At 70.8% G+C, this 25,062-nt stretch carries 26 protein-coding genes; 11 read left to right on the top strand and 15 right to left on the bottom strand.

Annotated elements, in window-relative coordinates:
- The first annotated feature begins 37 nt into the window (after positions 1-37).
- A complete protein-coding gene (locus tag QSK10_RS17600; RefSeq protein ID WP_285663920.1) occupies positions 38-1,000 on the top strand; it encodes an N-acetylglucosamine kinase in 963 nt (320 codons plus the stop codon).
- Here the strand turns inward: QSK10_RS17600 and QSK10_RS17595 are convergent.
- From QSK10_RS17595 to QSK10_RS17585, 3 genes are all read right to left on the bottom strand, one after another.
- Positions 997-1,809 (bottom strand): TrmH family RNA methyltransferase, encoded by an 813-nt coding sequence (locus QSK10_RS17595; RefSeq protein WP_285663919.1) that lies wholly within the window; start codon positions 1,807-1,809, stop codon positions 997-999. The genes QSK10_RS17600 and QSK10_RS17595 overlap by 4 nt on opposite strands.
- A 5-nt stretch (positions 1,810-1,814) precedes the next feature.
- Positions 1,815-2,792: an SPFH domain-containing protein gene (locus QSK10_RS17590; RefSeq protein WP_349497698.1), complete on the bottom strand. Its 978-nt coding sequence runs from the start codon at positions 2,790-2,792 to the stop codon at positions 1,815-1,817.
- A gap of 65 nt (positions 2,793-2,857) precedes the next feature.
- Entirely contained in the window at positions 2,858-3,292 is a 435-nt protein-coding gene (locus tag QSK10_RS17585) for an NfeD family protein (protein WP_285663918.1), read from the bottom strand.
- A gap of 259 nt (positions 3,293-3,551) precedes the next feature.
- Here QSK10_RS17585 and QSK10_RS17580 point away from each other — a divergent pair, with 259 nt between their 5' ends.
- Entirely contained in the window at positions 3,552-4,343 is a 792-nt protein-coding gene (locus QSK10_RS17580; RefSeq protein ID WP_285663917.1) for an Rv1486c family protein, read from the top strand.
- A gap of 49 nt (positions 4,344-4,392) precedes the next feature.
- On the opposite strand, the gene QSK10_RS17575 is transcribed toward QSK10_RS17580, so the two are convergent.
- From QSK10_RS17575 to QSK10_RS17550, 6 genes are all read right to left on the bottom strand, one after another.
- Positions 4,393-5,412 carry a ferrochelatase gene (locus tag QSK10_RS17575; protein WP_285663916.1) on the bottom strand — a complete coding sequence of 340 codons (1,020 nt, stop codon included), beginning with the start codon at positions 5,410-5,412 and terminating at the stop codon, positions 4,393-4,395.
- Positions 5,412-6,179, bottom strand: a complete 768-nt coding sequence (gene fabI, locus QSK10_RS17570) for an enoyl-ACP reductase FabI (RefSeq protein ID WP_285663915.1) — start codon at positions 6,177-6,179, stop codon at positions 5,412-5,414. The genes QSK10_RS17575 and fabI overlap by 1 nt, the downstream gene beginning before the upstream one ends.
- A 98-nt stretch (positions 6,180-6,277) precedes the next feature.
- Complete coding sequence (gene fabG / locus QSK10_RS17565; RefSeq protein WP_285663914.1) at positions 6,278-6,982, bottom strand: 3-oxoacyl-ACP reductase FabG; 705 nt, start codon at positions 6,980-6,982, stop codon at positions 6,278-6,280.
- Between the two features lie 97 nt (positions 6,983-7,079).
- On the bottom strand, positions 7,080-8,030 hold the full coding sequence (locus QSK10_RS17560; protein ID WP_285663913.1) for a VWA domain-containing protein: 951 nt from the start codon (positions 8,028-8,030) through the stop codon (positions 7,080-7,082).
- Positions 8,027-8,944 (bottom strand): DUF58 domain-containing protein, encoded by a 918-nt coding sequence (locus QSK10_RS17555; RefSeq protein ID WP_285664468.1) that lies wholly within the window; start codon positions 8,942-8,944, stop codon positions 8,027-8,029. The genes QSK10_RS17560 and QSK10_RS17555 overlap by 4 nt, the downstream gene beginning before the upstream one ends.
- Before the next feature lie 38 nt (positions 8,945-8,982).
- Entirely contained in the window at positions 8,983-10,083 is a 1,101-nt protein-coding gene (locus tag QSK10_RS17550; RefSeq protein WP_432705343.1) for an AAA family ATPase, read from the bottom strand.
- 214 nt (positions 10,084-10,297) lie between these two features.
- Between QSK10_RS17550 and QSK10_RS17545 the strand changes: the two genes are divergently transcribed.
- The 3 genes from QSK10_RS17545 to QSK10_RS17535 are packed head-to-tail and all read left to right on the top strand — an operon-like array spanning position 10,298 to position 12,306.
- On the top strand, positions 10,298-10,492 hold the full coding sequence (locus QSK10_RS17545; RefSeq protein ID WP_285663911.1) for an acetone carboxylase: 195 nt from the start codon (positions 10,298-10,300) through the stop codon (positions 10,490-10,492).
- A 9-nt stretch (positions 10,493-10,501) separates the two neighbouring features.
- Complete coding sequence (locus QSK10_RS17540) at positions 10,502-10,993, top strand: PH domain-containing protein (RefSeq protein ID WP_285663910.1); 492 nt, start codon at positions 10,502-10,504, stop codon at positions 10,991-10,993.
- A complete protein-coding gene (locus tag QSK10_RS17535) occupies positions 10,990-12,306 on the top strand; it encodes a PH domain-containing protein (protein WP_285663909.1) in 1,317 nt (438 codons plus the stop codon). Before QSK10_RS17540 ends, QSK10_RS17535 begins: the two co-directional genes overlap by 4 nt.
- Here the strand turns inward: QSK10_RS17535 and QSK10_RS17530 are convergent.
- Together QSK10_RS17530 and QSK10_RS17525 are read right to left on the bottom strand one after the other, a co-directional pair.
- On the bottom strand, positions 12,206-13,243 hold the full coding sequence (locus QSK10_RS17530; protein WP_285663908.1) for a phosphatase PAP2 family protein: 1,038 nt from the start codon (positions 13,241-13,243) through the stop codon (positions 12,206-12,208). The two genes, QSK10_RS17535 and QSK10_RS17530, sit on opposite strands and share 101 nt — an antisense overlap.
- A gap of 10 nt (positions 13,244-13,253) precedes the next feature.
- Positions 13,254-14,015 (bottom strand): SIR2 family NAD-dependent protein deacylase, encoded by a 762-nt coding sequence (locus tag QSK10_RS17525; protein ID WP_285663907.1) that lies wholly within the window; start codon positions 14,013-14,015, stop codon positions 13,254-13,256.
- Positions 14,016-14,088: 73 nt separating this feature from the next.
- On the opposite strand from QSK10_RS17525, the gene QSK10_RS17520 reads away from it, so the two are divergent.
- The gene (locus tag QSK10_RS17520; protein ID WP_285663906.1) at positions 14,089-14,463 is read left to right on the top strand and encodes a thioesterase family protein; all 375 of its coding nucleotides are present in this window, start codon (positions 14,089-14,091) and stop codon (positions 14,461-14,463) included.
- Here QSK10_RS17520 and QSK10_RS17515 read toward each other — a convergent pair.
- The 3 genes from QSK10_RS17515 to asnB are packed head-to-tail and all read right to left on the bottom strand — an operon-like array spanning position 14,460 to position 17,130.
- Positions 14,460-14,855 carry a hypothetical protein gene (locus QSK10_RS17515; protein ID WP_285663905.1) on the bottom strand — a complete coding sequence of 132 codons (396 nt, stop codon included), beginning with the start codon at positions 14,853-14,855 and terminating at the stop codon, positions 14,460-14,462. The genes QSK10_RS17520 and QSK10_RS17515 overlap by 4 nt on opposite strands.
- Complete coding sequence (locus tag QSK10_RS17510) at positions 14,852-15,124, bottom strand: ribbon-helix-helix domain-containing protein (protein WP_285663904.1); 273 nt, start codon at positions 15,122-15,124, stop codon at positions 14,852-14,854. Before QSK10_RS17510 ends, QSK10_RS17515 begins: the two co-directional genes overlap by 4 nt.
- A gap of 53 nt (positions 15,125-15,177) precedes the next feature.
- Positions 15,178-17,130, bottom strand: coding sequence for an asparagine synthase (glutamine-hydrolyzing) (asnB, locus tag QSK10_RS17505; RefSeq protein ID WP_285663903.1), 1,953 nt, complete (start codon positions 17,128-17,130; stop codon positions 15,178-15,180).
- 218 nt (positions 17,131-17,348) lie between these two features.
- On the opposite strand from asnB, the gene QSK10_RS17500 reads away from it, so the two are divergent.
- From QSK10_RS17500 to QSK10_RS17485, 4 genes are all read left to right on the top strand, one after another.
- Entirely contained in the window at positions 17,349-18,821 is a 1,473-nt protein-coding gene (locus QSK10_RS17500; RefSeq protein ID WP_285663902.1) for an aminopeptidase P family protein, read from the top strand.
- 97 nt (positions 18,822-18,918) lie between these two features.
- Positions 18,919-19,404 carry a TetR/AcrR family transcriptional regulator gene (locus QSK10_RS17495; protein WP_285663901.1) on the top strand — a complete coding sequence of 162 codons (486 nt, stop codon included), beginning with the start codon at positions 18,919-18,921 and terminating at the stop codon, positions 19,402-19,404.
- A 7-nt stretch (positions 19,405-19,411) separates the two neighbouring features.
- Positions 19,412-20,623, top strand: coding sequence for an FAD-dependent oxidoreductase (locus QSK10_RS17490; protein ID WP_285663900.1), 1,212 nt, complete (start codon positions 19,412-19,414; stop codon positions 20,621-20,623).
- 73 nt (positions 20,624-20,696) lie between these two features.
- Positions 20,697-21,695 (top strand): aldo/keto reductase, encoded by a 999-nt coding sequence (locus tag QSK10_RS17485; RefSeq protein WP_285663899.1) that lies wholly within the window; start codon positions 20,697-20,699, stop codon positions 21,693-21,695.
- A gap of 51 nt (positions 21,696-21,746) precedes the next feature.
- Here QSK10_RS17485 and QSK10_RS17480 read toward each other — a convergent pair whose 3' ends face one another.
- Entirely contained in the window at positions 21,747-22,118 is a 372-nt protein-coding gene (locus tag QSK10_RS17480; protein WP_285663898.1) for a VOC family protein, read from the bottom strand.
- Between the two features lie 189 nt (positions 22,119-22,307).
- On the opposite strand from QSK10_RS17480, the gene acnA reads away from it, so the two are divergent.
- Positions 22,308-25,022 (top strand): aconitate hydratase AcnA, encoded by a 2,715-nt coding sequence (gene acnA / locus QSK10_RS17475; RefSeq protein ID WP_285663897.1) that lies wholly within the window; start codon positions 22,308-22,310, stop codon positions 25,020-25,022.
- Positions 25,023-25,062 lie beyond the last annotated feature (40 nt).

Raw genomic sequence — 25,062 nt, 5'->3', positions numbered from 1 at the left:
GACGGCCACACCCGTTCACCCGGCGTACCATCGCCCGATGCGCAGCGACCTCGTCCTCGGCTTCGACATCGGCGGCACCTCCACCCGCGCCCTCACCGCCACCCTCACCGGCGAGCGCCTGGCCACCGGCACCGCCCCCGGAGGCAACCCCACCTCCCACGGCACCGACACCGCCCTGGCCCACATCGCCCAAGCCGCCGCGCACACCCTCACCGGCATCGACCCCACCCGCGTCGCCGCCGTCCACATCGGCCTCGCCGGCGGCGAACCCCTCCAGCACGGCCCCGGCAAAACCGCCCTCGACACCGTCTTCACCACCCTCGGCGTCCCCACCACCACCCCCGTCACCTGCGGCACCGACCTCATCGTCGCCTTCGCCGCCGGCACCTCCTCCCCCGAGGGCACCATCGCCATCGGCGGCACCGGCGCGGTCGCCGGAGGCGTCGCCGGCCACGAACTCATCTCCCGCGGCGACGGCTACGGCTGGCTCCTGGGCGACGCCGGCTCCGGCTTCTGGCTCGGCAAACGCGCCGTCCGCGCCACCCTGGAGGCCATCGACGGCCACGCACCCATCGGGCCACTGGCCAAAGCCGTGCTCGCCGAGACCTGGAACGAACCCGGCGAGCCCACCTCGCGCCGCCTCATCGACGTCGTCATGCGCCGCCCCCACATGACCCTGGCCGCCCACGCCCGCCTGGTCACCACCGCCGCCACCGACGGCGACCCCGTCGCCATCGCGCTACTGGAGCAGGCCGCCGCCCACCTGGCCGCCACCATCATCTCCGTGCGCGACACCCGCGAACGCACCCCCATCGTGCTGGCCGGCAGCCTCCTGACCGCCGGAACAGCCGTCGGCACCGGCGTCCGCGACCGCCTCACCCGCGCCTTCCCCGACGCGCCACTGCTCACCGGCACCGACGGCGTGGCCGCCGCCGCCTGGCTGGCCGCCCGCGACCTCGTCGACGACCCCACCGCCCTCCACAAGCGCCTCCTGGGCTAAAGCGCGTCCTCGCGCGTCAGCTCCCAGCACGCCACCGCCGCCGCGGCCGCCACGTTCAGCGAATCCACCCCACCGGTCATCGGCAACCGCACCCGCACACTGGAGGCGCCCATCGCCGCATCGGTCAGCCCCGGGCCCTCCGCGCCGAACAGCAACGCCGCCCGCGACTTCTGCTCCACACTCAACCGCTGCATCGGCAACGCGTCGGCGGCCGGAGTCAGCGCCAGCACCGTGAAACCCGCCTCCCGCACCAGCCCCAGGCCCTGCGGCCACGGCTCCAGGAACGCGTACGGCACCGCGAACACCTCACCCATGCTCACCCGCACCGATCGCCGGTACAGCGGATCGGCACACGTCGGCGACAACAGCACACCGTCCATCCCCAGCCCCGCCGCACCCCGGAACAACGCACCGATATTGGTGTGGTTATTGACGTCCTCCACGATGATCACCCGCCGCGCCCCCGCCAGCACCTCCGCCGCACTCGGCAACGGCCGCCGGTGAAACGACGCCAGCACCCCCCGGTGCACATGGAAACCCGTGACCGACTCCAGCACCTTCGGCGCACCCGCGTACACCGGCGCGCCACCCCCGGCCAGCTCCGCGACCTGCCCCACCCGCTTGGCGTCCACCAGCATCGACCGCATCCGGAACCCCGCCCGCAACGCCCGCCGGATCACCAGCTCACCCTCGGCGATGAACAACCCGTGCGGCTGCTCGAAACGCGTCCGCAACGCCAGATCGGTCAAGGCGCGATAATCGCCGAGCCGGTCATCCGAGGCATCGGAGACCGGCTCGACATGTTCCATTGCGACTATCGGACGTCACCTTCCGCACGCCGCTCCACCGGAGCGGGAACCGGCTCCGGCGCCTCCTGCGGCACCGGCAGCGCATGCGCCTCGATCGCGCGCTCGCCACCCTCCACCGGCGGCGCCTCGGCCTTGGCCGGCGCGGCCTTCTCGCCGCCCCCGCCCAGACCCAGACCGCTCATCGCCCCCGAGAAGGAGTCCAGAGCCCGGGTCAGCTCGGCCGGGATCATCCAGATCTTGTTGGCCGGACCGGCCGCGATCTGCGGCAGCGTCTGCAGGTACTGGTAGGCCAGCAGCTTCTCATCGGGGTTGGCGGCGTGGATCGCGTCGAAGACCTCCTTGATGGCCTTGGCCTGACCCTCCGCCTCCAGCACCCGCGCCTGCCGGGAACCCTGCGCGCGCAAAATCGCCGCCTGCTGCTCACCCTCGGCGTTGAGGATCTGCGACTGCTTGACACCCTCGGCCGTCAAGATCGCCGCACGCCGGTCACGCTCGGCCCGCATCTGCTTCTCCATCGAGTCGCGGATACTGGGCGGCGGCTCGATCGCCTTGATCTCCACCCGCGTCACCTTGATGCCCCACTTGCCGGTGGCCTCGTCCAGCACCACCCGCAGCGCCCGGTTGATCTCATCCCGGGACGTCAGGGCCTTCTCCAGGTCCAGCGAACCGACCACGTTGCGCAGCGTCGTCACCGTCAGCTGCTCCACACCCTGCAGGTAGTTCTCGATGTTGTAGGTGGCATCGGCGGGATTGGTCACCTGGTAGTACAAGACCGTGTCGATCGACACCACCAGGTTGTCGGAGGTGATCACCGGCTGCGGCGGGAACGACACCACCCGCTCACGCAGGTCCACCTTCGCCCGCACCGAATCGATGACCGGGACCAGGAAGTTCAGCCCCGCCCCCAACGTCTTGCGGTAACGGCCCAGCCGCTCCACGATGTAGGCCTGCTGCTGCGGCACGATCCGGATCGACTTGGCCATGGTCACCACCACGAACAAACCGACCACCGCGAGGAAAAGCCAAAGTACGACCTGACCGGCGTCACTCACTGCTGCCTCCACACCATCGCTGTCGCTCCCCTGATCTCCACGACGTGCACGCGCTCACCGGCCTCCAGGACCTGACCGTCCTCATAGACCCGCGCGCTCCATTCCTCTCCGCCGATCTTGACCACACCCTGCCGGTCGTCGACGCGTTCGAGCACCAGCGCCGGAGAACCCTCCAGCGCCGCCAGGCCGATGTCGGCGTCGGGGCCACTGCGATCGTTCATCATCCGCCGCGCGATGGGCCGCAACACGAACAACGAGAACGCCGAGACCACCGAGAACACCGCCACCTGCAACACGGGATCGGCCCCGAGCGCGGCGGCACCCGCCGCCGCCAGGGCACCGGCCGCCAGCATGATCAGCACGAACGACAGCGCGAACATCTCCGCGACGGCCAGCAGTACCGCGATGATCAGCCAAATGAAGGGGGCCATGCCTAAATCCTGGCACGTCCCGGCCACCTTCGCGTATCCGCCCGCCGGACCCACCATCACACCGAAGCGCCCACGCCGGGCCAAACCGGCCCACCACGCCCATCGGACACCCTCACCGACCCCGCGAGAAGACCCGCCGCCGCCACCGGACCGCGCTCGCCCGGGGTAGCGAGGCGGGCGCCCGGTCGCCTGTGGCGGCTCATCATCGGCGGCCGCGGCGGTGGTCGTCGCCCGCTTCGGTAACGGTTACCGTGTGGGGATGGTCTCCTCCGCCCACTCTGGATTGACGGTGCGCCCATCGGCGCGGCTGGTGCCGTGGCTGCGGGCCTGGCGCACCGGGCTGGTCCCCTATGACGCCGTCGTCGACGCCGTCACCGAGGAGCTGGGCGCCGGCGACATCGAGCATGTCGTGGCCGACCTGCCCGGGTCGTGGCACCCGGTGCCGCTGGGTGAGGCCTCGACGCTGTTCGCGCGGACCCACCCCGATGACATCCGGCTGGTGCTGCCGGTGCCCGGCGACCCGCGGGGGCTGCCGGTGAAGGGCCCGTTCACCGGGGCGGCGCTGACCACCGGTGAGGCCGTCATCGCCGGGTCGAGCGGGCTGGTCCCCGAGATCACCGAGCACGTCTCGGGCTCGGGTGACCGGTGGGAGTCGGTGACCTGGCGCGTGTATCCCATGGGCGACATCGCCGCCGGTCACCAGCCGACCCCCGGGGAGGCCGAGGCGGAGCTGTCGGAGGCGCTGCACACCGCCACCGGGCGCCTGGTGGCCCTCGATGTGGCCCGCTGGCGCCCGGAGCTGGGGGTGGCGCTGTCGCAGTTGCGGCGCAGCGAGCACGGCATGGACCTGCCGCCCGGCTACGACCAGCGCGCCCGGCGTCTCTACGCCCGCGCCGGTGTGCTGGAGCGGGTGCTGGCCATCGCCGAGACCGACGCCCCCGGTGGCGCGGTCAACGCCCATGAGGCCGCCGAGCGCGACGCGGCGCTGCGTCCGCTGGCCACCGCCTGCCGTCAGGCGCTGATGGCCGCCTGCAACGCGCGGGTGGGCTGAGACGAGAGAACCCCCGCCGGCGGCGGGGGTTTTTCTCAGTTCGAGCGGGTCAGCGCGGCGGTATGGGTGGCCTGCGCGCCGGGCAGCATCCCTCGGGGGTGCTGTCGAAGGTGGGGACCTTCCCGAGGTGGCGGGCCGGGACGCCCTGGGTGCGTTCGGTGATCAGTTCGCGGACCATCGACACGAACGCCGGGTGCGTACCGGGGGTGGCGACTCGGGAGAAGGCCATGCCGAGGTTCTCGGCGGTCTTGGCGGCCTCGTTGTCGAGGTCCCAGATGACCTCCAGGTGGTCGGAGGTGAATCCGACGGGGACCACGATGACGCCTTCGACGCCCTGGTCGGCCAGGACCTTGAGGTGGTCGTTGACGTCGGGTTCCAGCCAGCGCGCCTCGGGCGGGCCCGAACGCGACTGCCACACCAGGTCCCAGCCCAGGTGCGGGGCGGCGGCCTCGGCGACCAGGCGCGCGACCTCGGCGTGCTGGTCGGTGTAGCGGGCGCCGGAGGGTCCCGACACGTCGTTCATGCTGTTGGGAATCGAGTGGGAGGTGAACACCAGGCGCGTGTTGGCCGGCATCGAGGGCAGGGCCGCCTGGACGCCTTCGACGAAGGGGGTGATGAACCCGGGGTGGTCGAAGTAGTGGCGGATCTTGTCCACGATGGGCGCGTCGACGCCGACGGCGGCGCGTGCGGCGGCGATGTCCTCCAGGTACTGGCGGCACGAGGAGTAGGACCCGTAGGCGCTGGTCACGAACGCCAGGGCGCGTTTGATGCCGTCGGCGCGCATCCGCTGTAGGGCCTCCACCAGCATCGGCGGCCAGTTGCGGTTGCCCCAGTAGACCGGCAGGTGGATGGTGTGCGCCGACAGTTCACCGCGCAGTGCCGCGATCAGGGCCCGCACCTGGGCGTTGATCGGGGACACGCCACCGAAGTGGTAGTAGTGTTCGGCGACTTCGGACAGCCGCTCGTCGGGGATGCCGCGCCCGCGGGTGACGTTCCGCAGGAACGGGAGCACATCGTCGGGGCCCTCGGGTCCCCCGAAGGAGACCAGGAGCAAAGCGTCGTAGGTCATCAGACCCCAACCGCGTGAAACCCGCCATCCACGTGGACGATCTCGCCGGTGGTGGCCGGGAACCAGTCCGACATCAAGGCGAGGCAGGCCTTGGCGACGGGTTCGGAGTCGGTGAGGGACCAGCCGAGCGGCGCGCGTGAGGTCCAGGCCTCTTCGAACGCCTCGAAGCCGGGGATGGACTTGGCGGCCATGGTGCGCACCGGACCGGCGGCGACCAGGTTCACCCGCACGCCCTTGGGCCCCAGATCGCGGGCCAGGTACCGGCAGGTCGACTCCAGGGCGGCCTTGGAGACGCCCATCCAGTCGTAGACCGGCCAGGCCTGGGTGGCGTCGAAGTCCATGCCGACGATCCCGGCGCCGGGGCTCAGCAGCGGCAGCGTGGCCATGGCCAGGGACTTGAAGGAGTAGGCCGACACGTGCAGCGCGGTGGCCACGTCCTCCCAGGGGGCGGTGAGGAAACCGCCGCCGAGGGCCGAGGGGGGCGCATAGGCGATGGAGTGCAGGACCCCGTCGAGGCCGTCGGTGTGCTCCTTGACGCGGTCGGCGAGGCTGCCCAGCTGCTCGGCGTCGGTCACGTCCAGTTCCACCACCGGCGCCGGCGCCGGAAGGCGTTTGGCGATCCGCTCGACCAGTGACATGCGGCCGAACCCGGTGAGGACCACCTGGGCACCGTGCTCCTGGGCGAGCTTGGCCACCCCGAACGCCAGCGATTGCTCGGTGATCAGGCCGGTCACGAGCAGACGCTTACCTTCAAGCATCCCGGTCACGTGTGTTCCCTTCGTACGGTCTCATTGTTCGGCGGGGCGCGCGGCCGCGGCAGCGCCCGATCCGGCCCCGCCTACGCAGTCAGTATGTCGGTGCCGGACTAGTGGCCCATGCCCAGGCCGCCGTCGACGGGGATGACCGCGCCGCTGATGTACCCGGCGTCGTCGGCGGCCAGCCACCGCACCGCCGAGGCGACCTCGTCGGTGGAGGCGAACCGCCCGGCGGGGATGGACTTGGCGTAGGCGTCGCGCTGCGCCTGGGTCAGCTCGGCGGTCATGTCGGTCTCGACGAAACCGGGCGCGACGACGTTGGCGGTGATGTTGCGGGTACCCAGCTCACGGGTGATGGAACGCGCCATGCCCACCAGGCCGGCCTTGCTGGCGGCGTAGTTGACCTGCCCGGCGTTGCCGTAGAGGCCGCTCACCGAGGAGATGAAGATGATGCGGCCCCACTTGGCGCGCAGCATCTTGGCCGAGGCGCGCTTGGCGCAGCGCCACGCGCCGGTCAGGTTGGTGTCGATGACACGGGTGAACTGGTCCTCGCTCATCCGCAGCAGCAGCGTGTCGTCGGTGATGCCGGCGTTGGCCACCAGCACCTCCACCGGGCCCAGTTCCTTCTCCACGGTGGTGAAGGCGGCGTCGACGGCCGCGCCGTCGGTGATGTCGCACTCCACCCCGAACAGGCCCTCGGGCGCCCCGCTGCCCCGGTGCGTCACCGCGACCTTGTCACCCTGCTTCGCGAAGGCCTGGGCGATGGCCAGGCCGATGCCTCGGTTGCCGCCGGTGACGAGAACGGTTCGGGACACGGCGGGCGCTCCTCGTGAATTGGTCGGGCCTGATCGGTCGGCGATGATCGTACGCGATGGGGGTGATCGAGACCTCCCCCGACCCGGCGCGCGGGCGTCACGGAATACGCGAGGTCCACACCAGGCTCATCGCCGCCGCCGCCAGCGCCGCCAGCAGTCCCGCGCCGATGAACCACTGCGCGATCTCCCGCGACACCGTGCGGTACCCGATGGACGAACCCATGTCGGCGTACACGTCGGCGAGCTCGTCGCCGGTGACCGCCTCGTAGAACTTCCCCTCGGTGGCCTCGGCCAGCTGCGCCAGGGCTTTGCGGTCGACGGGGACCTTGGTGTACTGGCCCTCGATCTCCACCACGCCCTCGTCGGTGCCGAACGCGATCGTGGAGACCGGCACGTTGGCGGCCTTGGCGGCGTCGGCGGCCTCCTCCACGAACCGCCCGGCGGTGCGGTACCCGTCCGACAGCAGCACGATCCGCGCCGGCGCCAGTTCCTGGGCGCCCTCGGGCGGGACGGCGGCGATGGCCTGCAGGGAGGCGAAGACGGCCTCACCGGTGGCGGTGGCCGCCGCCATCTGCAGGGAGTCGATGCCGGTGATGACCTGGGAGCGGTCCTTGGTCGGCGACACCACCACGTTGGCGGTCTTGGCGAACGACACCAGCCCGACGTTGAAGTTCTTCGGCAGGCTGGTCACGAACTTCTTCGCCGCGGCCTGCGCGGCCTCCATCCGCGAGGGCGCCACGTCATCGGCCATCATCGACAGCGACACGTCCATGGCCAGCACGATCGTGGCGCGCTCGTTGGGTTCGCGCACGTCCACCGAGGGTCGCGTCATCCCGATCGCCAGGATCGCCAAGGCCAGCAGCATCGCGCTGGCGGCCACGTGCCGTTTCCAGCCCAGGCCCTTGGGCGCCAGCTGCCGCAGCAGGTCCAGGTTGGAGAACTTCACGGCCGTGGCGCGCTTGTGCCGCTGGGCGTAGACGTAGGCCCCGGCCAGGGCCGCCACCGGCAGCAGGGCCAGCAGCCACAGCGGTTGCAGCAGGCGGATCATCGGGTGGAGCCTCCGGTGCGTGCGTGCCGCCTGGCGGCGACGAAGCGAACGATGTCCAGCAGCCAGTCGGAGTCGGTGGACAGGCGCAGGTGCCCGGCTCCGGCGCGGCGCAGGGCGGCGGCGATACCGGCGCGCTGCTCGGCGGCCGCCTCGGCGTAGCGGCGCCGCAGCGAGGCGGTGGTCTGCACCTCGTGGACGGCGCCGGTCTCGGGATCGACCAGTTCCAGTACGCCCACGTCGGGCAGTTCCAGCTCGCGGGGGTCGACGATCTCCACCGCCAGCAGGTCGTGGCGCACCCCGAGTTTCCGCAGCGGGCGCTGCCAGCCCTCGGGGGCCAGGAAGTCCGAGATCACCACGGCCAGCCCGCGGCGGCGCGGCGGGCGGTTGAGGGAGTCGATGAGGGCGGCCAGGTCGGTGCGGGCCGGGCGCCTGGGCGCATCGGCGATGCGCTTGAGCAGCACCTGGGCGCCCTTGCGGCCCGGCATCGCCGGGATCCGCACCGGTGCCTCACCGGCGCCGACGACGGCGCCGATGCGGTTGCCGCCGCGCACCGTCAGGTGCGCCATGGCCGCCACCGCCGCCAGCGCCAGGTCGCGTTTGAGGCAGCGGGCGGTCCCGAAGTCCAGGCTGGCCGACATGTCCACCGCCAGCCACGTCTCCAGCTCCCGGTCGGCGATGGTAGTGCGCACGTGCGGGTGGGTGGTGCGGGCGGTGACCGGCCAGTCCATGCGCCGCACGTCGTCACCGGGCCGGTACTCCCTGGCCTCGCCGGGTTCGCTGCCGGGACCGGGCAGCAGCCCGAGGTAGTCGCCGTGCAGGAGCCCGTCGAGCTTGTTGTTGATCAGCAGCTGCAGTTTCGACAGCACGAACTCGCCGCGCCCGCCGGGGTGTGCTCCCCCGGCGTCGCGGCGCATCCGGCCCAGCGCCGACAGGCCCGCGCCGCTCATCGCGGTCAGCCCGCCCGGCCGGGGCCGACCCAGCCCTGGGGGGCCGGTGGGGCCTGCGGTGGCTGGGGTGCGGTGACCGGGCGCGCGTTGGCGTCCTGGCGGGGCGCGACGGTGGGGGCGGGGACCCCGGCCAGGACCATGTCGACGATCTCCTCGGCGGGCACGCCGTCGGCGAGCGCGTCGTAGGACAGCACCAGGCGGTGGCGCAGGATGTCGGGGGCGATGTCCTGGAGGTCCTGGGGCAGGGCGTAGTCGCGTCCGCGCAGCACGGCCAGGGCCCTGGTGGCGCGCACGATGCCCAGTGAGGCCCGGGGGCTGGCGCCGTACTGGATGAGCCCGGCGGCGCCGCCCAGCCCGTACTCGGCGGGTTTGCGGGTGGCCATGACCAGGCGCACGGCGTAGTCGACGAGGGCGTTGTGGACGAAGACCTCGTCGGCCTTGGCCTGCAGGCGCAGCACGTCGTCGGTGGTGAAGACCTGCGCGGGTTCGGGGGCCTTGACGCCCATGCGGTAGACGATCTCGCGTTCCTCGGCGTCGGTGGGGTACCCGACCATGATCTTGAGGAGGAACCGGTCGCGCTGGGCCTCGGGCAGCGGGTAGACGCCCTCCTGCTCGATGGGGTTCTGGGTGGCCATGACCAGGAACGGGTCGGGGACCATGTGGGTCTGCCCGCCGATGGACACGTGTCCTTCGGCCATGACCTCCAGCAGCGCCGACTGGACCTTGGCCGGTGCCCGGTTGATCTCGTCGGCCAGCAGGAAGTTCACGAACACCGGGCCCAGTTCGACGTCGAACTTCTCACTGGACTGCCGGTAGATGCGCGTTCCCACCACGTCGGAGGGCACCAGGTCGGGGGTGAACTGGATGCGGCTGAAGGAGCCGCCCACGACCCTGGCCAGGGTCTCCACCGCCAGGGTCTTGGCGACCCCGGGGACGCCTTCGAGCAGGCAGTGCCCGCGCGCCAGCAGCGACACGAACATCCGCTCGATCATCCGGTCTTGACCGACGATGACCTTCTTGACCTCGAACAGGGCCTTCTCCAACTGCGACGCGTCTTGCGCCGGCGTGGAAGAGTCCACCGTCGTCGTATTGCTCGTCACCTGCACCTCCAACACACCCGTCGGCCACGATCCTAACGACACCCGCCCACCGGGGAACTTTTACGCGCCCGGGTCTGGACAACCCACCTGGTGAGGCCTGTAACATGAGCCTCACGTCGGGCGGCTTCCCCCGTGGCCGCCCGACGTCTTTCATATCCTTCCCGCCTAGGCGTTGCGGCTTCGTCCACACGAGAGCCCCCTGCGGTGAAGGAGGAATCCGGTGATCTGTTCGGCGCGCGGCTGCCGTGAGGCGGCGGTGTGGGCTCTGCGCTGGCGCAACCCCAAGATCCACGACGCGTCGCGGGTCAAGACGTGGCTGGCCTGCGAGGGCCACCGCCGCAGCCTGGAGTCGTTCCTGGCCGCCCGGGACTTCCCGGTGCGCGCCGAGCCCTTCACCGCCCCGCCCGCGGCATAGGCTGGCCCGGTGCAGCCCGATGTGTGGGACGTCCCCGGCGCCCAGTGGCGCCCGGTCGACGCGCGCCTGGCGCGGGTCCGGCTGATCAACCTCTACCTCGTCTGCGTGCCCCTGGCGGGCGTCGCGGCGCTACTGGCGGTGTGGTGGTGGGGTCAGCGCTTCGCGTGGCTGATCGCCGCCCTGGCCCTGGCCCTGCTGATCCTGCGGACGGTGGCGATCGTGCGCGCGGTGAAGGTGTGGGCCTACGCCGAGACCGATGAACACCTGCTGGTGCGCCACGGCATCTGGACCCGCAGGCTGTCCATCGTCCCCTATGGGCGCCTGCAGTACCTCGACGTCACCGCCGACCCCGTCTCCCGCGTCTACCGCCTGGCGACGCTGGTCCTGCACACCGCCGCGGCCACCACCGACGCCACCGTCCCGGGCCTGAGCCCGCAGGCGGCCACCGAGCTGCGCGACCGCCTCGCCGAGGTCTCCGGCGCCCGCACGGAGGGCCTGTGACACCCACCGGGATGCGCCGGCTGCATCCGCTGTCGCCACTGCTGCGCGGCCTGCGCAGCTTCTGGTTCGTCATCGCCGCCATCTCCTGGCAGGGCTTCGCGCAGCTGGGCCTGACCCGCGGCGCGATCATCGTGGCCGCCTTCGGGCTGCTGGGCCTGGCCTGGTCGTGGCTGGGCTGGCTGACCACCGGCTACCAGATCACGCAGGGCGAACTGCGCGTCAACGACGGGATCCTCACCCGCTCCCGCCGTGCCATCCCCATCGAGCGCCTCCAGGCCGTCGACGTCGTCCAGCCGCTCCTGGCGCGCCTGACCGGCCTGGCCGAACTGCGCCTGGAGACCGCCGGCGGCGGCAAAACCGAAGCGCCCCTGTCGTACCTGACCCTGGCCGCCGCCCACGACCTGCGCCGCCAGCTCCTGGCCCACGCCGCTCCCCCACCCACCGAAACCACCGACACCCCGCAGACCACCCCACTGGTCTCGGTGCCCACACCGCGCCTGATCGCCGCGCAACTGCTGACCCCCCACATCCTGCTGCTGCCCATCGCGGTGGCCTTCACGGTGTGGCTGTTCATCATCAACCCCGACCTGACCCTGTTCGGCATCGCCGGAACCGTCACCGCCGTGGCCGGGATCTTGTTCCAGCCGGTCAAAGAGGCCATGGTCAACTACCGCTTCACCGCCCGCGTCGCCCACGACGGGCTGCGCGTGGGCCACGGCCTGCTGGAACGCCGCGCCCAGACCCTGCCCCTCAAACGCGTCATCGCCGCCGGAGTCCGCGCGCCCCTGCTGTGGCGCGGCTTCGGGTGGGCCCGCGCCAGCGTCGCCAGCGCCGCCTACGGCCTCGACTCCGGCATCGAGGGCTTCGCCGGGCGCACCCTGCTGCCGGTGGGCACCCGCCTGCAGGCCCGCCAGGTCGTGGCCGCGGTCCTGCCCGGCGTCGACCTCGACGCCATCACCTGGAACCCGGCGCACCCGCGCTCGCGGTGGGTGGCGCCGTTGTCGTGGCGGCGGCTGGCGGTGTCCATGGAGGATTCGGTGTTCGCGGTGCGTTCGGGGTGGGCCACGCGTGCCGAGCTGGTGGTCGATTACCGGCGGATCCAGTCGGTGCGGGTCACGCAGGGCCGCTGGGAGCGGTTGTTCGGGCTGGCCACGGTGCACGCCGACATCGCCGGCGCGCCCGGGATCGCCTCCCGGGCGCGGGGCCGTGAGCTCAGTGAGGCCCTAAGGCTGGCGCGGGATCTGATCCGGCGTTCGGCGCCGCCGGCTCCTGCGCCTCTTCCTCCTGCCGATCGGCCTGCTGGGGAGGGGTAGTGGTGGGGCGGCGTTTGCGGCGGTAGGCCGCCCATGCCTTCTCGGCCAGGCCGACCACGATGAAGGTGATGGCGACGTAGACCCAGCCGACGAGGACGTCGATGATCCAGTGTTCGGCGGAGTAGACCAGGGTGAAGGTCATGGCCAGGGGGTACAGGCACAGGATCGGGATCCAGTACTTGCGGACCTTGGGGAAGAAGAACGCCACGACCAGCAGCGCGAAGGCGGTGTGGAGGGATGGCATGGCGGCCACGGGGTTGGACAGCCCGATCTGGGCCTTGTTGAGCATGTTCCCGGCGCCGTGGAGGCCGATGAGGTCCCAGCCGCGGGTGGAGATGCGCGCCACCGGGTCGATCATCCCGTATTTGCTCGCCCACCAGGGCGGGGCGGCGGGGTAGAGGAAGTAGGTGGCCAGCCCGAAGAAGGTCAGGAAGAACCAGCGGCGGATGAAGCGTCCCCATTCCACGCGGTTGCGCAGCCACAGGATGACCGCCACCAGGAGTGCGGCCACGAAGTGGGAGAAGTACACCACCGAGACCATGACGTCCCACCATTGGACGTGGTCGGGGTTGTAGAGGTGCGCCTGGAGCCACACGGTGGGGACGTTGCCGGCGAACATGGCGGTGTCGGCGGCGATGAGGTCGACGGCGTGGGGTGTGAAGCCTTGGTCGGCGAAGCCGCGGGAGATGTTGTAGATCTCCAGCAGGATGATGATGGGCAGCCAGTCGCGCAGGAACTCCCAGTGGCGTTTGAGGGGGTAGTGGTTGTTCCAGGCGATGGTCAGGGCCCAGAACCACAGGAACGCCAGGACGGGGTCGGTGGTGGGCAGCCCGAGTGTGAAGCTGTAGGCGACGAAGGCCGCGATCCAGGCCAGGACGCCCAGGAGGCGGCGCCTGCCGGTGGGGGATGCCGTCTGCGCGTTGTCGGCCGAAGTCATTTAACGCCCTTCAGGAGTCGTCACCGGTCGCCGCGACCGCCCATGGGAGTGCCTCGCCGATGGGTTCGCGCACGAGCGCGTGCGCCACCGCATCGTACGGGGTCGCCTCGGCGTTGCAGATCACGACGCGCGCCCCGTGGCGCAGGGCCAGGTCGACCAGGCCGGCGGCGGGGTGGACGGTGAGGGAGGTGCCGATGGCGATGAGCAGGTCGGCGGCTTGCGCGGCGGCCACGGCGGCCTCCAGGACGGGGGTCTCCAGGTTCTGCCCGAAGGAGATGGTGGCCGATTTGAGGATGCCGCCGCATGCCAGGCAGGCGGGGTCGGGTTCGCCGGCTTCGACGCGGTCGAGGGCCGAGCGCATGGTGGTGCGCTGGTCGCAGGTCATGCACTGGACGCCGAAGAGGCTGCCGTGGATTTCGATGACGCGCTGGGGGTCGTTGCCGGCGCGCTGGTGGAGGCCGTCGATGTTCTGGGTGACGATGGCCTGGAGGTCGCCGCGTTTCTCCAGGGTGGCCAGTGCCTTGTGGGCGGCGTTGGGGGTGGCGGCCCAGGCGGGGTGGTCGCGGCGGCGCAGCCAGGATTCGGCGCGCAGTTGCGGGTCGCTCATGTAGGCGTCCAGGGTGACGTAGCGGGCCGCGGTGGGGTCTTTGGTCCACACGCCCTGCGGGCCCCGGTAGTCGGGGATGCCGGAGTCGGTGGAGATCCCGGCTCCGGTGAGGGCGACGATGCGGCCGGTGCCCTGGAGGTGCTCGGCGAGTGCGGTGCGCGTCATGGCCGCACGGTACCCGTCGTGGCCGGTTGCCGCCCAATGGCCCATGGGGGGTGCTTCGCCCTAGGCTGTGGGGATGGATCTGGTCGTGGGCGCGGAGTCGGGTGTGGAGGCGCTGGTCGCCGAGGGGGATCTGGCCCATCAGCTGGGGTCGGGGGATGTGCCGGTGCTGGGTACGCCCAGGGTGCTGGCGTTGATGGAGGCGGCGTGTGTGGGGGTGACGGCGGGGCGGCTGCCGCCGGGGTCGACGTCGGTGGGTGTGCGGGTGGAGTTGTCGCATGTGGCCGCGGTGGGCGTGGGCGCGCATGTGACGGCCACGGCGCGTCTTGAGGGTGTGGAGGGGCGCCGGTTGCGGTTTTCGGTGCGGGTCTCCGATGGGGTGAGCCTGCTGGCCGAGGGTGTGGTGGAGCGTGTGGTGGTCGACCGGGAGAGGTTCGTGGCCGGTCTTTAGGGGAGGCGGTCGATTTCGAGGCTGGAGTCCATTTCCAGCAGCAGGTTGGGTTCGCCGGTGACGATGGGCCAGCCGCGGCGGCGCTGGGCGCACCAGGCGACGTGCCCGGAGGAGAGGTTGCCGTGCTGTTTGGTGCGCGACAGCAGCAGCCCGATGTCTTTTGCCGCCCGGTGGTCGAGGTCCAGTATCACCGTGACGGGCAGTCCCAGCAGGACGGTGAGGGCGTCGCGGTCGCGGCGGGGGGCGTGCGACCAGGCGGCGGTGAGGGCTCCGGAGGGGACGGCCAGGACCATGCCCTGTTCCACCGCGGTCCACACCACCGCCTGCGGGTAGGGGCGGCTGGCGGCGAAACCGATGATGGCCGAGGCGTCGAGGATGCGGCCACCGATCACGAGGGGACGCCCTGGTGGTGTTTGCCGCCGTCTTCGACGCCGAGCAGCTCGCGTGCCCAGGCGAGGTGCTCGGGGGTGGGGCCTTGTCCTTTGCGGTCGAACAGGTCGCGGAGGTCCGACAGGCCCTGGTCGCGGTCGAGGCGGGCCTTGACGGCCTCGGCGACGTAGGAGGAGACGGAGTCGGCGCCGCCGGCGTCGACGAGTCTCTTCAGCTGGTCAGCCTGGTCGGCCGGCATGGTGACGGTGATCCGCTGGCTGTTGCTCTGCATACCGGACACGGTAGTCGACGCATACTGGCCGCCGCCAGCCGCATGACGGCCCATCAGGAGACCACCGACCCGACGGCGGGTTTGGCGGCCAGCTGGGAGTCGGCGCGGCGGATGCCGGGGTCGAGGGTCTTGTCGACGAAGATGGCGAACCAGGTACAGAAGACCAGGACGGTCCAGACCTTGCGGGAGTTGTCGGCGGTGCCGGCGCGGTGCTCGTGCAGGAGCTTGCGGGCGTAGCCCAGGTCCAGGTACTCCCCCGCGCCGGAGGTGGACAGGATGTGGTCGGCCCAGGCGAACATCTCGTCTTTGAGCCACACCCGGGTGGGGGTGGGGAAGCCCATCTTGGCGCGGTTGACGATGGCCGGGGGCACCACCGAGGCCAGGGCCATGCGCAGCGCGTGCTTGGTCTGCCCGGCGATCTTGGAGGGGACCTTCTCGTCGAGGGGGATCTTGGCGGCGACCTTGAAGACCTCGGGGTCCAGGAACGGCACCCGCACCTCCAGGGAGTGCGCCATCGACATCCGGTCGGCCTTGACGAGGATGTCGCCGCGCAGCCAGGTGTAGATGTCGACGTACTGCATGCGCGTGGTGGGGTCCAGGCCCTGGCATTCGGCGTAGACGGGCCCGGTGACGTCGGTGTAGCGCACGGCCGGGTTGTAGCGGCGCATCAGCAGCTGCTTTTCGGCCTCCTCGAAGATCGTGGCGTTGCCCTTGAAGCGCTCCTCCAGGGGCGTGGTGCCGCGCTGGAGGAAGCTCTTGCCCTTGACGCCCTCGGGGATGACCTTGGAGACCGCGCGCAGACCCGACTGCATCGACTGCGGCAGGGCCTGCACGCCTTTCAGCGACAGCGGCTCGCGGTAGATGGTGTAGCCGCCGAAGAACTCATCGGCCCCCTCACCGCCGATGGCGACCGTGACGTATTCGGCGGCCTTCTTGGCCACGAAGTACAGCGGCACCAGGGCCGGGTCGGCCACCGGGTCGTCGAGGTGCCACACGATCCTGGGCAGCTCCTCCATCATCTCCCGCGCGCCGATCTTGGTGCCGATGGAGGTGACGCCCAGGTCGCGCGCCGATTCCTGGGCCACGTCGAGCTCGTTGTAGTGGCCGGGCACGTCGAAGCCCATGGTGAAGGTCAAGATGCCGGGGTTGAACTCCCGGGCCAGGGCCACCACGCCGGTGGAGTCGATGCCGCTGGACAAGAACGCGCCCACCGGCACGTCGGAGCGCATGTGGATGCGCACCGACTCGCGCACCACCTCCAGGATCTCGTCGTAGAGGCGGCGGGGGTCGTCGACCGGGCGGGGCTGGAAGTCGGCGCGGTAGTAGCGCGCCGAGGTCACCGGCTGCGCCTGCTCGTGGGGCTGACCGGGATCGAACACGACCTGGTAGCCCGAGCCGATCCGCTTGATCGCCCGGTGCATCGTGCCCGGCTCCGGCGGGTACTGCAGCGTCAGGTAGTGCGACAGGTTCGCCTCGTCGATGTCGCGGGGGTCCACGAACGGCATCAGCGCCTTCTTCTCCGAGGAGAACAGCACCCCCTGCGGCGTCTGCAGGTAGAACATCGGCTTGATTCCGAAGGGGTCGCGGGCACCGAAGGCGCGCCGCTCGGCGCGGTCCCAGATCACGAACGCGAACATCCCCCGCAGCCGCGAGGTCACCGACGGGCCCCAGTGGTGGTACCCGGCCAGGATCACCTCACCGTCGCCGTCGGTGCGAAAGACCGCCCCGAAGTCGCGCTGCAACTCCGCGCGCAACTCCTTGTAATTGTAGATCTCACCGTTGAACGTCATCACGTAACGGCCCTCGGCGTACCACATCGGCTGATGGGAACTGGCCACGTCGATGACCGACAGGCGCTTGTGGGCCAGCACGGCGTCCTCGTCGATGAGCTCCACACCGGTCTCGTCGGGCCCGCGGTGGTGCAGGTGCTCCACGGCCTCCCCGATGGGGCCCTTGAACAGGCCCGCCGTCCCGTTGGCGCTGATGAAGGTAAGGAGTCCGCACATGTTGAACGTGTAATCCCTTCACGGGGTGGTCTCTGCCCGACCCACCGAGACTACCGAGATCTCTCCGGCGCCCGTGGAGCGCACCCGAAGGCGACCTGCGGCACCCGCGGGCACCGACCCCGCCCGCCGCCCACCGCCAGGCGATACCGTCGAAGTGCACACCCCCGCACAGTAACATTGCAATGACGCCCGGCCGTTTACTGAAATGGAGCACCCCTGTGAGCGAGGACAACACCGTTCCCACCCAGCCGGTCGAAGGCGAACGCAAACACGACACCGGCTACCCGCCCCGCCTCCTGGAATTCATGCGCACCGGCTGGGGCGAATCCCCCATCCCCGGCCTCACCCGCCTCCCCCAGGCCGCCAACCACGCCCAGCGCCGCGCTCGCCTCTCGGAGCTGTTCCCCGGCCAGACGCTGGTGATCCCCACCGGCGGTGAAAAGCAGCGCGCCAACGACACCTTCTTCCGGTTCCGGGCGGGTTCGGACTTCGCGTGGCTGACCGGCGACTACGACCCCGAGGGCGTGCTGGTGCTGCACGCCACGGCCGGCGGGCACGACGCGGTGCTGTACCGGCGGGCGCGCAAGTCGCGCTCGACCGATGAGTTCTTCCGCTCCGCCCAGTACGGCGAGCTGTGGATCGGGCGCTCGCACTCGCTGGAGGAGAAGTCGCTGGAGCTGGGTGTGGAGACCCGCAACGTGACGGGCCTGGTGTCGGTGCTGGAGCATCTGGCGCCGGCCGCCACGCGGGTCCTGCGCGGTTTCGACGCCGATGTGGACGCCAAGGTCGCCGTCACCGGGTCGGGCGAGCGCGACGTTGAGCTGGCCGAGCGGCTCTCGGAGCTGCGGGCGCTGAAAGACGCGTGGGAGATCGCGCAGCTGCAGGAGGCCGTCGACATCACCGTGCGCGGTTTCGAAGACGTCGCCCGGGTGCTGCCGGCCACCGGCGCGGTCAGTGAGCGGCTCATCGAGGGCGTCTTCGCGCTGCGGGCCCGCCATGAGGGCAACGGGGTGGGCTACGACTCGATCGTGGGCGCCGGTTCGCACGCCACGACGCTGCACTGGATCCGCAACGACGGCGCCACCACCCCCGGTGAGCTGCTGCTGATGGACATGGGAGTGGAGAACAATCACCTCTACACCGCCGATGTCACCCGCACCGTCCCGGTCTCGGGTTCCTTCACGCCGTTGCAGCGGCAGGTCTACGACCTGGTCTACGCCTCCCAGCAGGCCGGTATCGACGCGATCAAGCCGGGTGTGGTCTACAAGGACATCACGCAGGTGTGCATGCGGGTGCTGGCCGAGGGCCTGCACGACCTGGGCCTGCTCACCGGCAGCGTCGAGGCGACCATGGAGCCCGACTCCCAGCTCTACCGCCGCTGGACCCTGCACGGCTACGGGCACTTCCTGGGCCTGGACGTCCACGACTGCGCCAACGCCCGCCGCGAGCACTACCATGACGGGGAGTTCCAGCCCGGTCACGTGGTGACGGTGGAGCCGGGCCTGTACTTCCAGGCCGACGACGAGCTGGTGCCGGCCGAGCTGCGGGGTGTGGGCGTGCGCATCGAAGACGACATCCTGGTCACCGCCGACGGCACGGTCAACCTCTCCGACGGGCTGCCGCGCACCTCGGCGCAGGTGGAGACCTGGCTGGGCGAGCAGCGCGCCGCCGGTCCCCGCCTGCCCGGGTAGGCGACCTCTCAGGGCCCGCCGCCGTCGGTGCTGGACGGGGCGGGCCTTTCCCCGCTACGCTCTCCACCAACCGGTTGGTGGAGAGGATGTCGGGAGCATGACCGCACGCCGCGCACAGCTCATCGAGGCCGCCCACGACCTCATCGTCGCCCACGGCATCGCCGGGCTGCGCACCCGCGCGGTGGCCGCCGCCGTCGGCATCGACCACTCCACCCTCCACCACCACTTCCCCACCAAGGCCGACCTCATCGAGGCCGTCGCCGACCGCGCCCTGGCCGCCTTCCGCCCCGCCGAAGGCCCCACCCAGACCCTCACCGAGCACCTGCGGCACCTGGCCGCGCTCATGACCACCCGCCCCGACCTGTTCACCCTCATGCGCGAACTGGACCTGCACGCCACCCGCGACACCGCCATCGCCGCCCTCATGGGCCCCCGCGACGACCGCTGGCGCGCCTCCCTGACCGCGCTACTGCCCCACCCCGTCCACGCCGACCTCGTCATCGCCACCGTCAAAGGCGCCGGAAACCACCCGGCCACCGCCCCGGCGGTGCTGAAGGCACTGCTGGACCTGCTGCGGAAGTGAGACACCCGTGAAGATCACCGTCATCGGCGCCGGCATCGGCGGCCTGTGCCTGGCCCAGGGCCTGCGCGGCAGCGGCGCCCAGGTCACCGTCTGCGAACGCGACACCGCCCCCACCGCCCGCGAACAGGGCTACCGCCTCCACATCGACCCCACCGGCTCGGCCGCCTTACGCCGGTGCCTGACCCCTGAGGCCTGGCACGACCTCACCGCCGCCACCGGCGACCCCGGAACCGCCGGATTCGGCTTCCACACCCAGCGCCTGCGCACCCTCTGCCAGATCGACGACACCCTCTTCCGCGCCGGAATCACCGGCGGCCACCACGCCGCCGACCGCGCCACCCTGCGCCGCACCCTCCTGCACGGCCTGGACGCCACCGTCGACTTCGGCCGCCACTTCACCCACTACGAGGCCCTCCCCGGCGGCGGCGTGCGCGCCCACTTCACCCACGGCCCCCCTCTCGACGCCGACCTGCTCGTGGGCGCCGACGGCACGCGCTCGCGGGTGCGGGCGCAGTTGCTGCCGCACGCCGGGCGCGTGGACACCGGCGCGACCGGCACGGGTGGGAGGCTGGCGCTGACGCCGGAGACCAGGTCGTGGCTGCCGGAGGTCTTTTCCGGTGGCCTCAACGTGGTGATGGGGCCGCGTGACTTCCTGTTCACCGCCGTCCACGTCCGCCGTGATCCCACCCTGCCGGGTGAGGACTATCTGCTGTGGGCGCTGGTGACCAGGTCGGGGGTGATCCCCGGTGGGCTGTCGGGCGAGGCGGCGCGCGACCCGGTGGCAGCGCGCGTGCGCCAGTGGCATCCGCTGCTGCGGCGGATGGTCGCCGAGACCGATCCGGCCACGGTGAACTCTTTCGCGTTCTTCGCCGCCCGGCCGGTGGGCGCCTGGCGAAGTGGCCCGGTGACCGTCCTGGGCGACGCCCTGCACGCCATGCCCCCCACCGGTGGTGTCGGCGCCAACACCGCCCTGCGCGATGCGGCGGCCCTGTCGGGTGCGCTGCGGCGGGCGATGGCCGGTGGCCGGCTGCGCGATGAGCTGGCCGCCTTCGAGGCGGGGATGCGCGATTACGGGTTCGCGGCGGTGGCGGCGTCGCTGGCGCGCACGCGGCAGGCGATCCAGGGGCGGGTGCCGCGGGCCTTCGCCAGGGTGTTTCTGGGCGCGTGCGGGAAGATCGGCCCGCTGCGGCGGGCGGTGTTCTCCGGGCAGTGGTCGTGAGGCGGGGCTTGACCTGGAGCGCGCTCCAGGTCATAGCGTCGCGGTGAAGCGACGAGATGGATCGAGGAATATCGTGGAATACCGTTACATGGGCCGGACCGGGCTGCGGGTCAGCGAGCTGTGCCTGGGCGCGATGCACTTCGGGGGCGACACCGACGAGGAGACCTCGGTGGCGATCCTGGACGCCTTCGCCGAGGCCGGCGGGACCTTCATCGACACCGCCGACGCCTACCACTCCGGGGCCTCCGAGGAGATCCTGGGCCGCTGGCTCAAAGGCCGCGACCGCGACAAGCTGGTCATCGCCACGAAGGTGTTCTGGGGTCCCGGCGGCAACGACCACGGACTGTCCCGCAAGCACCTGGTCAAGGCCGTCGAGGCCAGCCTGCGCAGGCTGGGCACCGACCACATCGACGTGTACTACACCCACTTCTGGGACCCGGTGACGCCACTGGAGGAGACCCTGGGCGCACTGGACCTGATGGTCAAGGCCGGCAAGGTCCGCTACCTCGGCGCCTCCAACCTCACCGGCTGGCAGCTGCAGAAGTCCATCGACACCTCCCTGGCCCGCGGCTGGGAGCCCTACACCGCCCTGCAGCCGCTGTACAACATGCTCGACCGCGAGGTGGAGTGGGAACTGGCCCCCATCTGCGCCAACGAGGGCCTGGGGCTGATGCCGTGGAGCCCGCTGCGCGCCGGCTGGCTGGCCGGGCGCTTCCACCGCGGCATGCAGGCACCACCCGAGGGCACCCGCATCGCCAACGCCAAGGTCACCCACCTGGAGAAGTGGGAGCTCTACGCCAACGAGCGCACCTGGCGCGTCCTGGACGAACTGCACGCCGTGGCCGCCGAGACCGGGCGTCCCGCCCTGCAGGTGGCGCTGCGCTGGCTCATGCAGACCCCCGGGGTCACCGCCCCCATCATCGGGCCCCGCACCTTCGACCACTACACCGGCAACATCGCCGCCTCGGGATGGTCGCTGACGGGGGAGCACATGGCGCGCCTGAACGCCGCCAGCGACAAACCCAAGGTCTACCCCTACGACATCCAGGACCTCGGCCTCGACGAGCGCTGAGACCCCCCGCTTTCAGGAGCCCGGCCCACAGGCCGGGCTCCTTTACGTTCTCTAGGCCGGGGCCAAAAACTCCAGGCGGTTGCCGAAAGGGTCGAAGGTGTGGAACCGCCGCCGCCCCGGGATCGACTCATTGTCCCAGGTCACCTCGAACCCCCCGGCCTCCAGCCGCGCGGCAAGCCCGTCGAGGTCGGCCCACAGCAGCCCCGGGTGCGCCTTGCGCGCCGGGACGAAATCGGCCTCCACGCCCAGGTGCAGCTCGATGCCCTCGTCCCCGGGACCGCGGTACCAGGCCCCGCCCCGCACCGCCAGCGCCGGGGGCTTGACCAGCTCGCGCAGTCCCAGAATCCGGGCGTAGAAGGGCCGCGCGGCCTCCTCCCCACCGGCGGGAATGGCCAGCTGAACATGATCGATGCCGTAGCTCACGGATGCCTCCAACGGCGAGTGGCGGACGTTACCCCGACACCTTAGCAAGACGGACGTACGGTTTGCGGTATGGTGGTGGCGAACACGAAAACAACCACACCAAGCCTCCCCTTGCCAACACCACCGGCAAGGCCCTGCGGCACACTGACCCAAGAGATCACCGACAAAGAAACCATCGAGGGAGTAACTGTGGCCAGCCTCGACAGCTTCAACGCCAAAACCACCATCAACGTCGGCGACACCGACGTCGACATCTACCAGCTCTCCGCCGTCGACGGACAGCACAAACTCCCCTACAGCCTCAAAATCCTCCTGGAGAACCTCCTCCGCACCGAGGACGGCGCCAACATCACCGCCGACCACATCCGCGCGCTCGCCGCCTGGGACCCCACCGCCACCCCCAGCGTGGAGATCCAATTCACCCCCGCCCGGGTGATCATGCAGGACTTCACCGGCGTCCCCTGCGTCGTCGACCTGGCCACCATGCGCGAAGCCGTCCGCGACCTCGGCGGCGACCCCGACCGCATCAACCCCCTCGCCCCCGCCGAGCTGGTCATCGACCACTCGGTGATCGTGGACTACTTCGGCAGCCCCGACGCCCTCGAACGCAACGTCAACCGCGAATACGAGCGCAACCGCGAGCGCTACCAGTTCCTGCGCTGGGGCCAGACCGCCTTCGACGAGTTCAAGGTCGTCCCCCCCGGCACCGGCATCGTCCACCAGGTCAACATCGAGCACCTGGCCCGCGTGGTCATGGTCCGCGACGGCATCGCCTACCCCGACACCTGCGTCGGCACCGACTCCCACACCACCATGGAGAACGGCATCGGCGTCCTGGGCTGGGGCGTCGGCGGCATCGAGGCCGAGGCGGCCATGCTCGGCCAGCCCGTCTCCATGCTCATCCCCCGCGTCGTCGGCTTCAAGCTCACCGGCACCCTCCCCGCCGGCGCCACCGCCACCGACCTGGTCCTCACCATCACCGAAATGCTGCGCGACCACGGCGTCGTCGGCAAATTCGTGGAGTTCTACGGCGAAGGCGTCACCTCGGTCCCCCTGGCCAACCGCGCCACCATCGGCAACATGAGCCCCGAATTCGGCTCCACCTGCGCCATCTTCCCCATCGACGCAGAAACCCTCGACTACCTGCGCCTGACCGGCCGCAGCGAACAGCAGCTCGCCCTCGTCGAGGCCTACGCCAAGGCCCAGGGCCTGTGGCACGACCCCTCCGTCGAGCCCGCCTACAGCGAGTACCTGGAGCTGGACCTGTCCACGGTGGTGCCCTCCATCGCCGGACCCAAGCGCCCCCAAGACCGCATCGAGGTCACCCAGGCCAAGACCACCTGGCGCCACGACGTTGCCAACTACGTCGCCGACGACGAGGCCGGCAAGGAGAGCTTCCCCGCCTCCGACTCCCCCGCCGCCGGCCCCAACGGCCGCCCCCACAAGCCCACCCCGGTGACCCTGCCCGACGGCACGAGCTTCGAACTCGACCACGGCGCCGTCGTCATCGCCGCCATCACCTCCTGCACCAACACCTCCAACCCCTACGTCATGGTCGGCGCGGCCCTTTTGGCCAAGAACGCCGTCGACAAGGGACTGACCCGCAAACCCTGGGTCAAGACCTCCCTGGCCCCCGGCTCCCAGGTCGTCACCGGCTACCTTGAGCGCGCAGGCCTGTCCCCCTACCTCGACAAGCTCGGCTTCAACGTCGTCGGCTACGGCTGCACCACCTGCATCGGCAACTCCGGGCCCCTGCCCACCGAGATCTCCGCCGCCATCGCCGCCGCCGACCTGGCCGTCACCTCCGTCCTGTCGGGCAACCGCAACTTCGAAGGCCGCATCAACCCCGACGTCAAGATGAACTACCTGGCCTCCCCGCCACTGGTGGTCGCCTACGCCCTGGCCGGGTCCATGGACTTCGACCTCGACAACGACGCCCTGGGCACCGACACCGACGGCAACCCCGTCCACCTGCGCGACATCTGGCCCTCCCACGAAGACATCTCGGCCATCGTCAACTCCAACATCGGCCGCGACATGTTCCTCAAGGACTACGCCGGGGTCTTCGACGGCGACGCCCGCTGGCAGGGCCTGCCCATCCCCACCGGCGCCACCTTCGAATGGGACCCCGAGTCCACCTACGTCCGCAAGGCCCCCTACTTCGACGGCATGCCCGCCGAACCCACCCCCGTCACCGACATCACCGGCGCCCGCGTCCTGGCCAAGCTCGGCGACTCCGTCACCACCGACCACATCTCACCCGCCGGATCCATCAAGGCCGACTCCCCCGCCGGGAAGTACCTCACCGAGCACGGCGTCAGCCCCGCCGACTTCAACTCCTACGGCTCCCGCCGCGGCAACCACGAAGTCATGATCCGCGGCACCTTCGCCAACATCCGCCTGCGCAACCAGGTCGCCCCCGGCACCGAAGGCGGCTTCACCCGCGACTTCACCCAGCCCGGCGCCCCCGTCGCCGCCATCTACGACGCCTCCCAGAACTACCAGGCCGAAGGCACCCCCCTGGTCGTCCTGGCCGGCAAGGAATACGGCTCCGGCTCCTCCCGCGACTGGGCCGCCAAGGGCACCTCACTGCTGGGCGTACGCGCCGTCATCGCCGAAAGCTACGAGCGCATCCACCGCTCCAACCTCATCGGCATGGGCGTCCTCCCCCTCCAGTTCCCCGAAGGCACCACCGCCGACACCCTCGGCCTCACCGGCGAGGAGACCTTCTCCTTCACCGGCGTCACCGACCTCAACGACGGACACATCCCCACCACCGTCAAGGTCACCGCGGGCGATGTCACCTTCGACGCCGTCGTCCGCATCGACACCCCCGGCGAAGCCGACTACTACCGCCACGGCGGCATCCTCCAGTACGTCCTGCGCTCGCTGATCACCAAGTAGGCGCACCATGAAGAAGGGGCCGCGCATACCGCGCGGCCCC

Origin of the sequence: Actinorhabdospora filicis (assembly GCF_030269765.1) — a bacterium.
Classification (GTDB): domain Bacteria; phylum Actinomycetota; class Actinomycetes; order Mycobacteriales; family Micromonosporaceae; genus Actinorhabdospora; species Actinorhabdospora filicis.
This window is presented reverse-complemented; position numbering and strand designations above follow the sequence as displayed.

Coding starts and splice junctions, on each gene's coding strand:
- QSK10_RS17600 (WP_285663920.1), top strand. CDS start 38: ATGCGCAGCGACCTCGTCCTCGGCTTCGACATCGGCGGCACCTCCACC.
- QSK10_RS17595 (WP_285663919.1), bottom strand. CDS start 1,809: ATGGAACATGTCGAGCCGGTCTCCGATGCCTCGGATGACCGGCTCGGC.
- QSK10_RS17590 (WP_349497698.1), bottom strand. CDS start 2,792: ATGGCCAAGTCGATCCGGATCGTGCCGCAGCAGCAGGCCTACATCGTG.
- QSK10_RS17585 (WP_285663918.1), bottom strand. CDS start 3,292: ATGGCCCCCTTCATTTGGCTGATCATCGCGGTACTGCTGGCCGTCGCG.
- QSK10_RS17580 (WP_285663917.1), top strand. CDS start 3,552: ATGGTCTCCTCCGCCCACTCTGGATTGACGGTGCGCCCATCGGCGCGG.
- QSK10_RS17575 (WP_285663916.1), bottom strand. CDS start 5,412: ATGACCTACGACGCTTTGCTCCTGGTCTCCTTCGGGGGACCCGAGGGC.
- QSK10_RS17560 (WP_285663913.1), bottom strand. CDS start 8,030: ATGATCCGCCTGCTGCAACCGCTGTGGCTGCTGGCCCTGCTGCCGGTG.
- QSK10_RS17555 (WP_285664468.1), bottom strand. CDS start 8,944: ATGCGCCGCGACGCCGGGGGAGCACACCCCGGCGGGCGCGGCGAGTTC.
- QSK10_RS17530 (WP_285663908.1), bottom strand. CDS start 13,243: ATGACTTCGGCCGACAACGCGCAGACGGCATCCCCCACCGGCAGGCGC.
- QSK10_RS17525 (WP_285663907.1), bottom strand. CDS start 14,015: ATGACGCGCACCGCACTCGCCGAGCACCTCCAGGGCACCGGCCGCATC.
- QSK10_RS17520 (WP_285663906.1), top strand. CDS start 14,089: ATGGATCTGGTCGTGGGCGCGGAGTCGGGTGTGGAGGCGCTGGTCGCC.
- QSK10_RS17510 (WP_285663904.1), bottom strand. CDS start 15,124: ATGCAGAGCAACAGCCAGCGGATCACCGTCACCATGCCGGCCGACCAG.
- asnB (WP_285663903.1), bottom strand. CDS start 17,130: ATGTGCGGACTCCTTACCTTCATCAGCGCCAACGGGACGGCGGGCCTG.
- QSK10_RS17495 (WP_285663901.1), top strand. CDS start 18,919: ATGACCGCACGCCGCGCACAGCTCATCGAGGCCGCCCACGACCTCATC.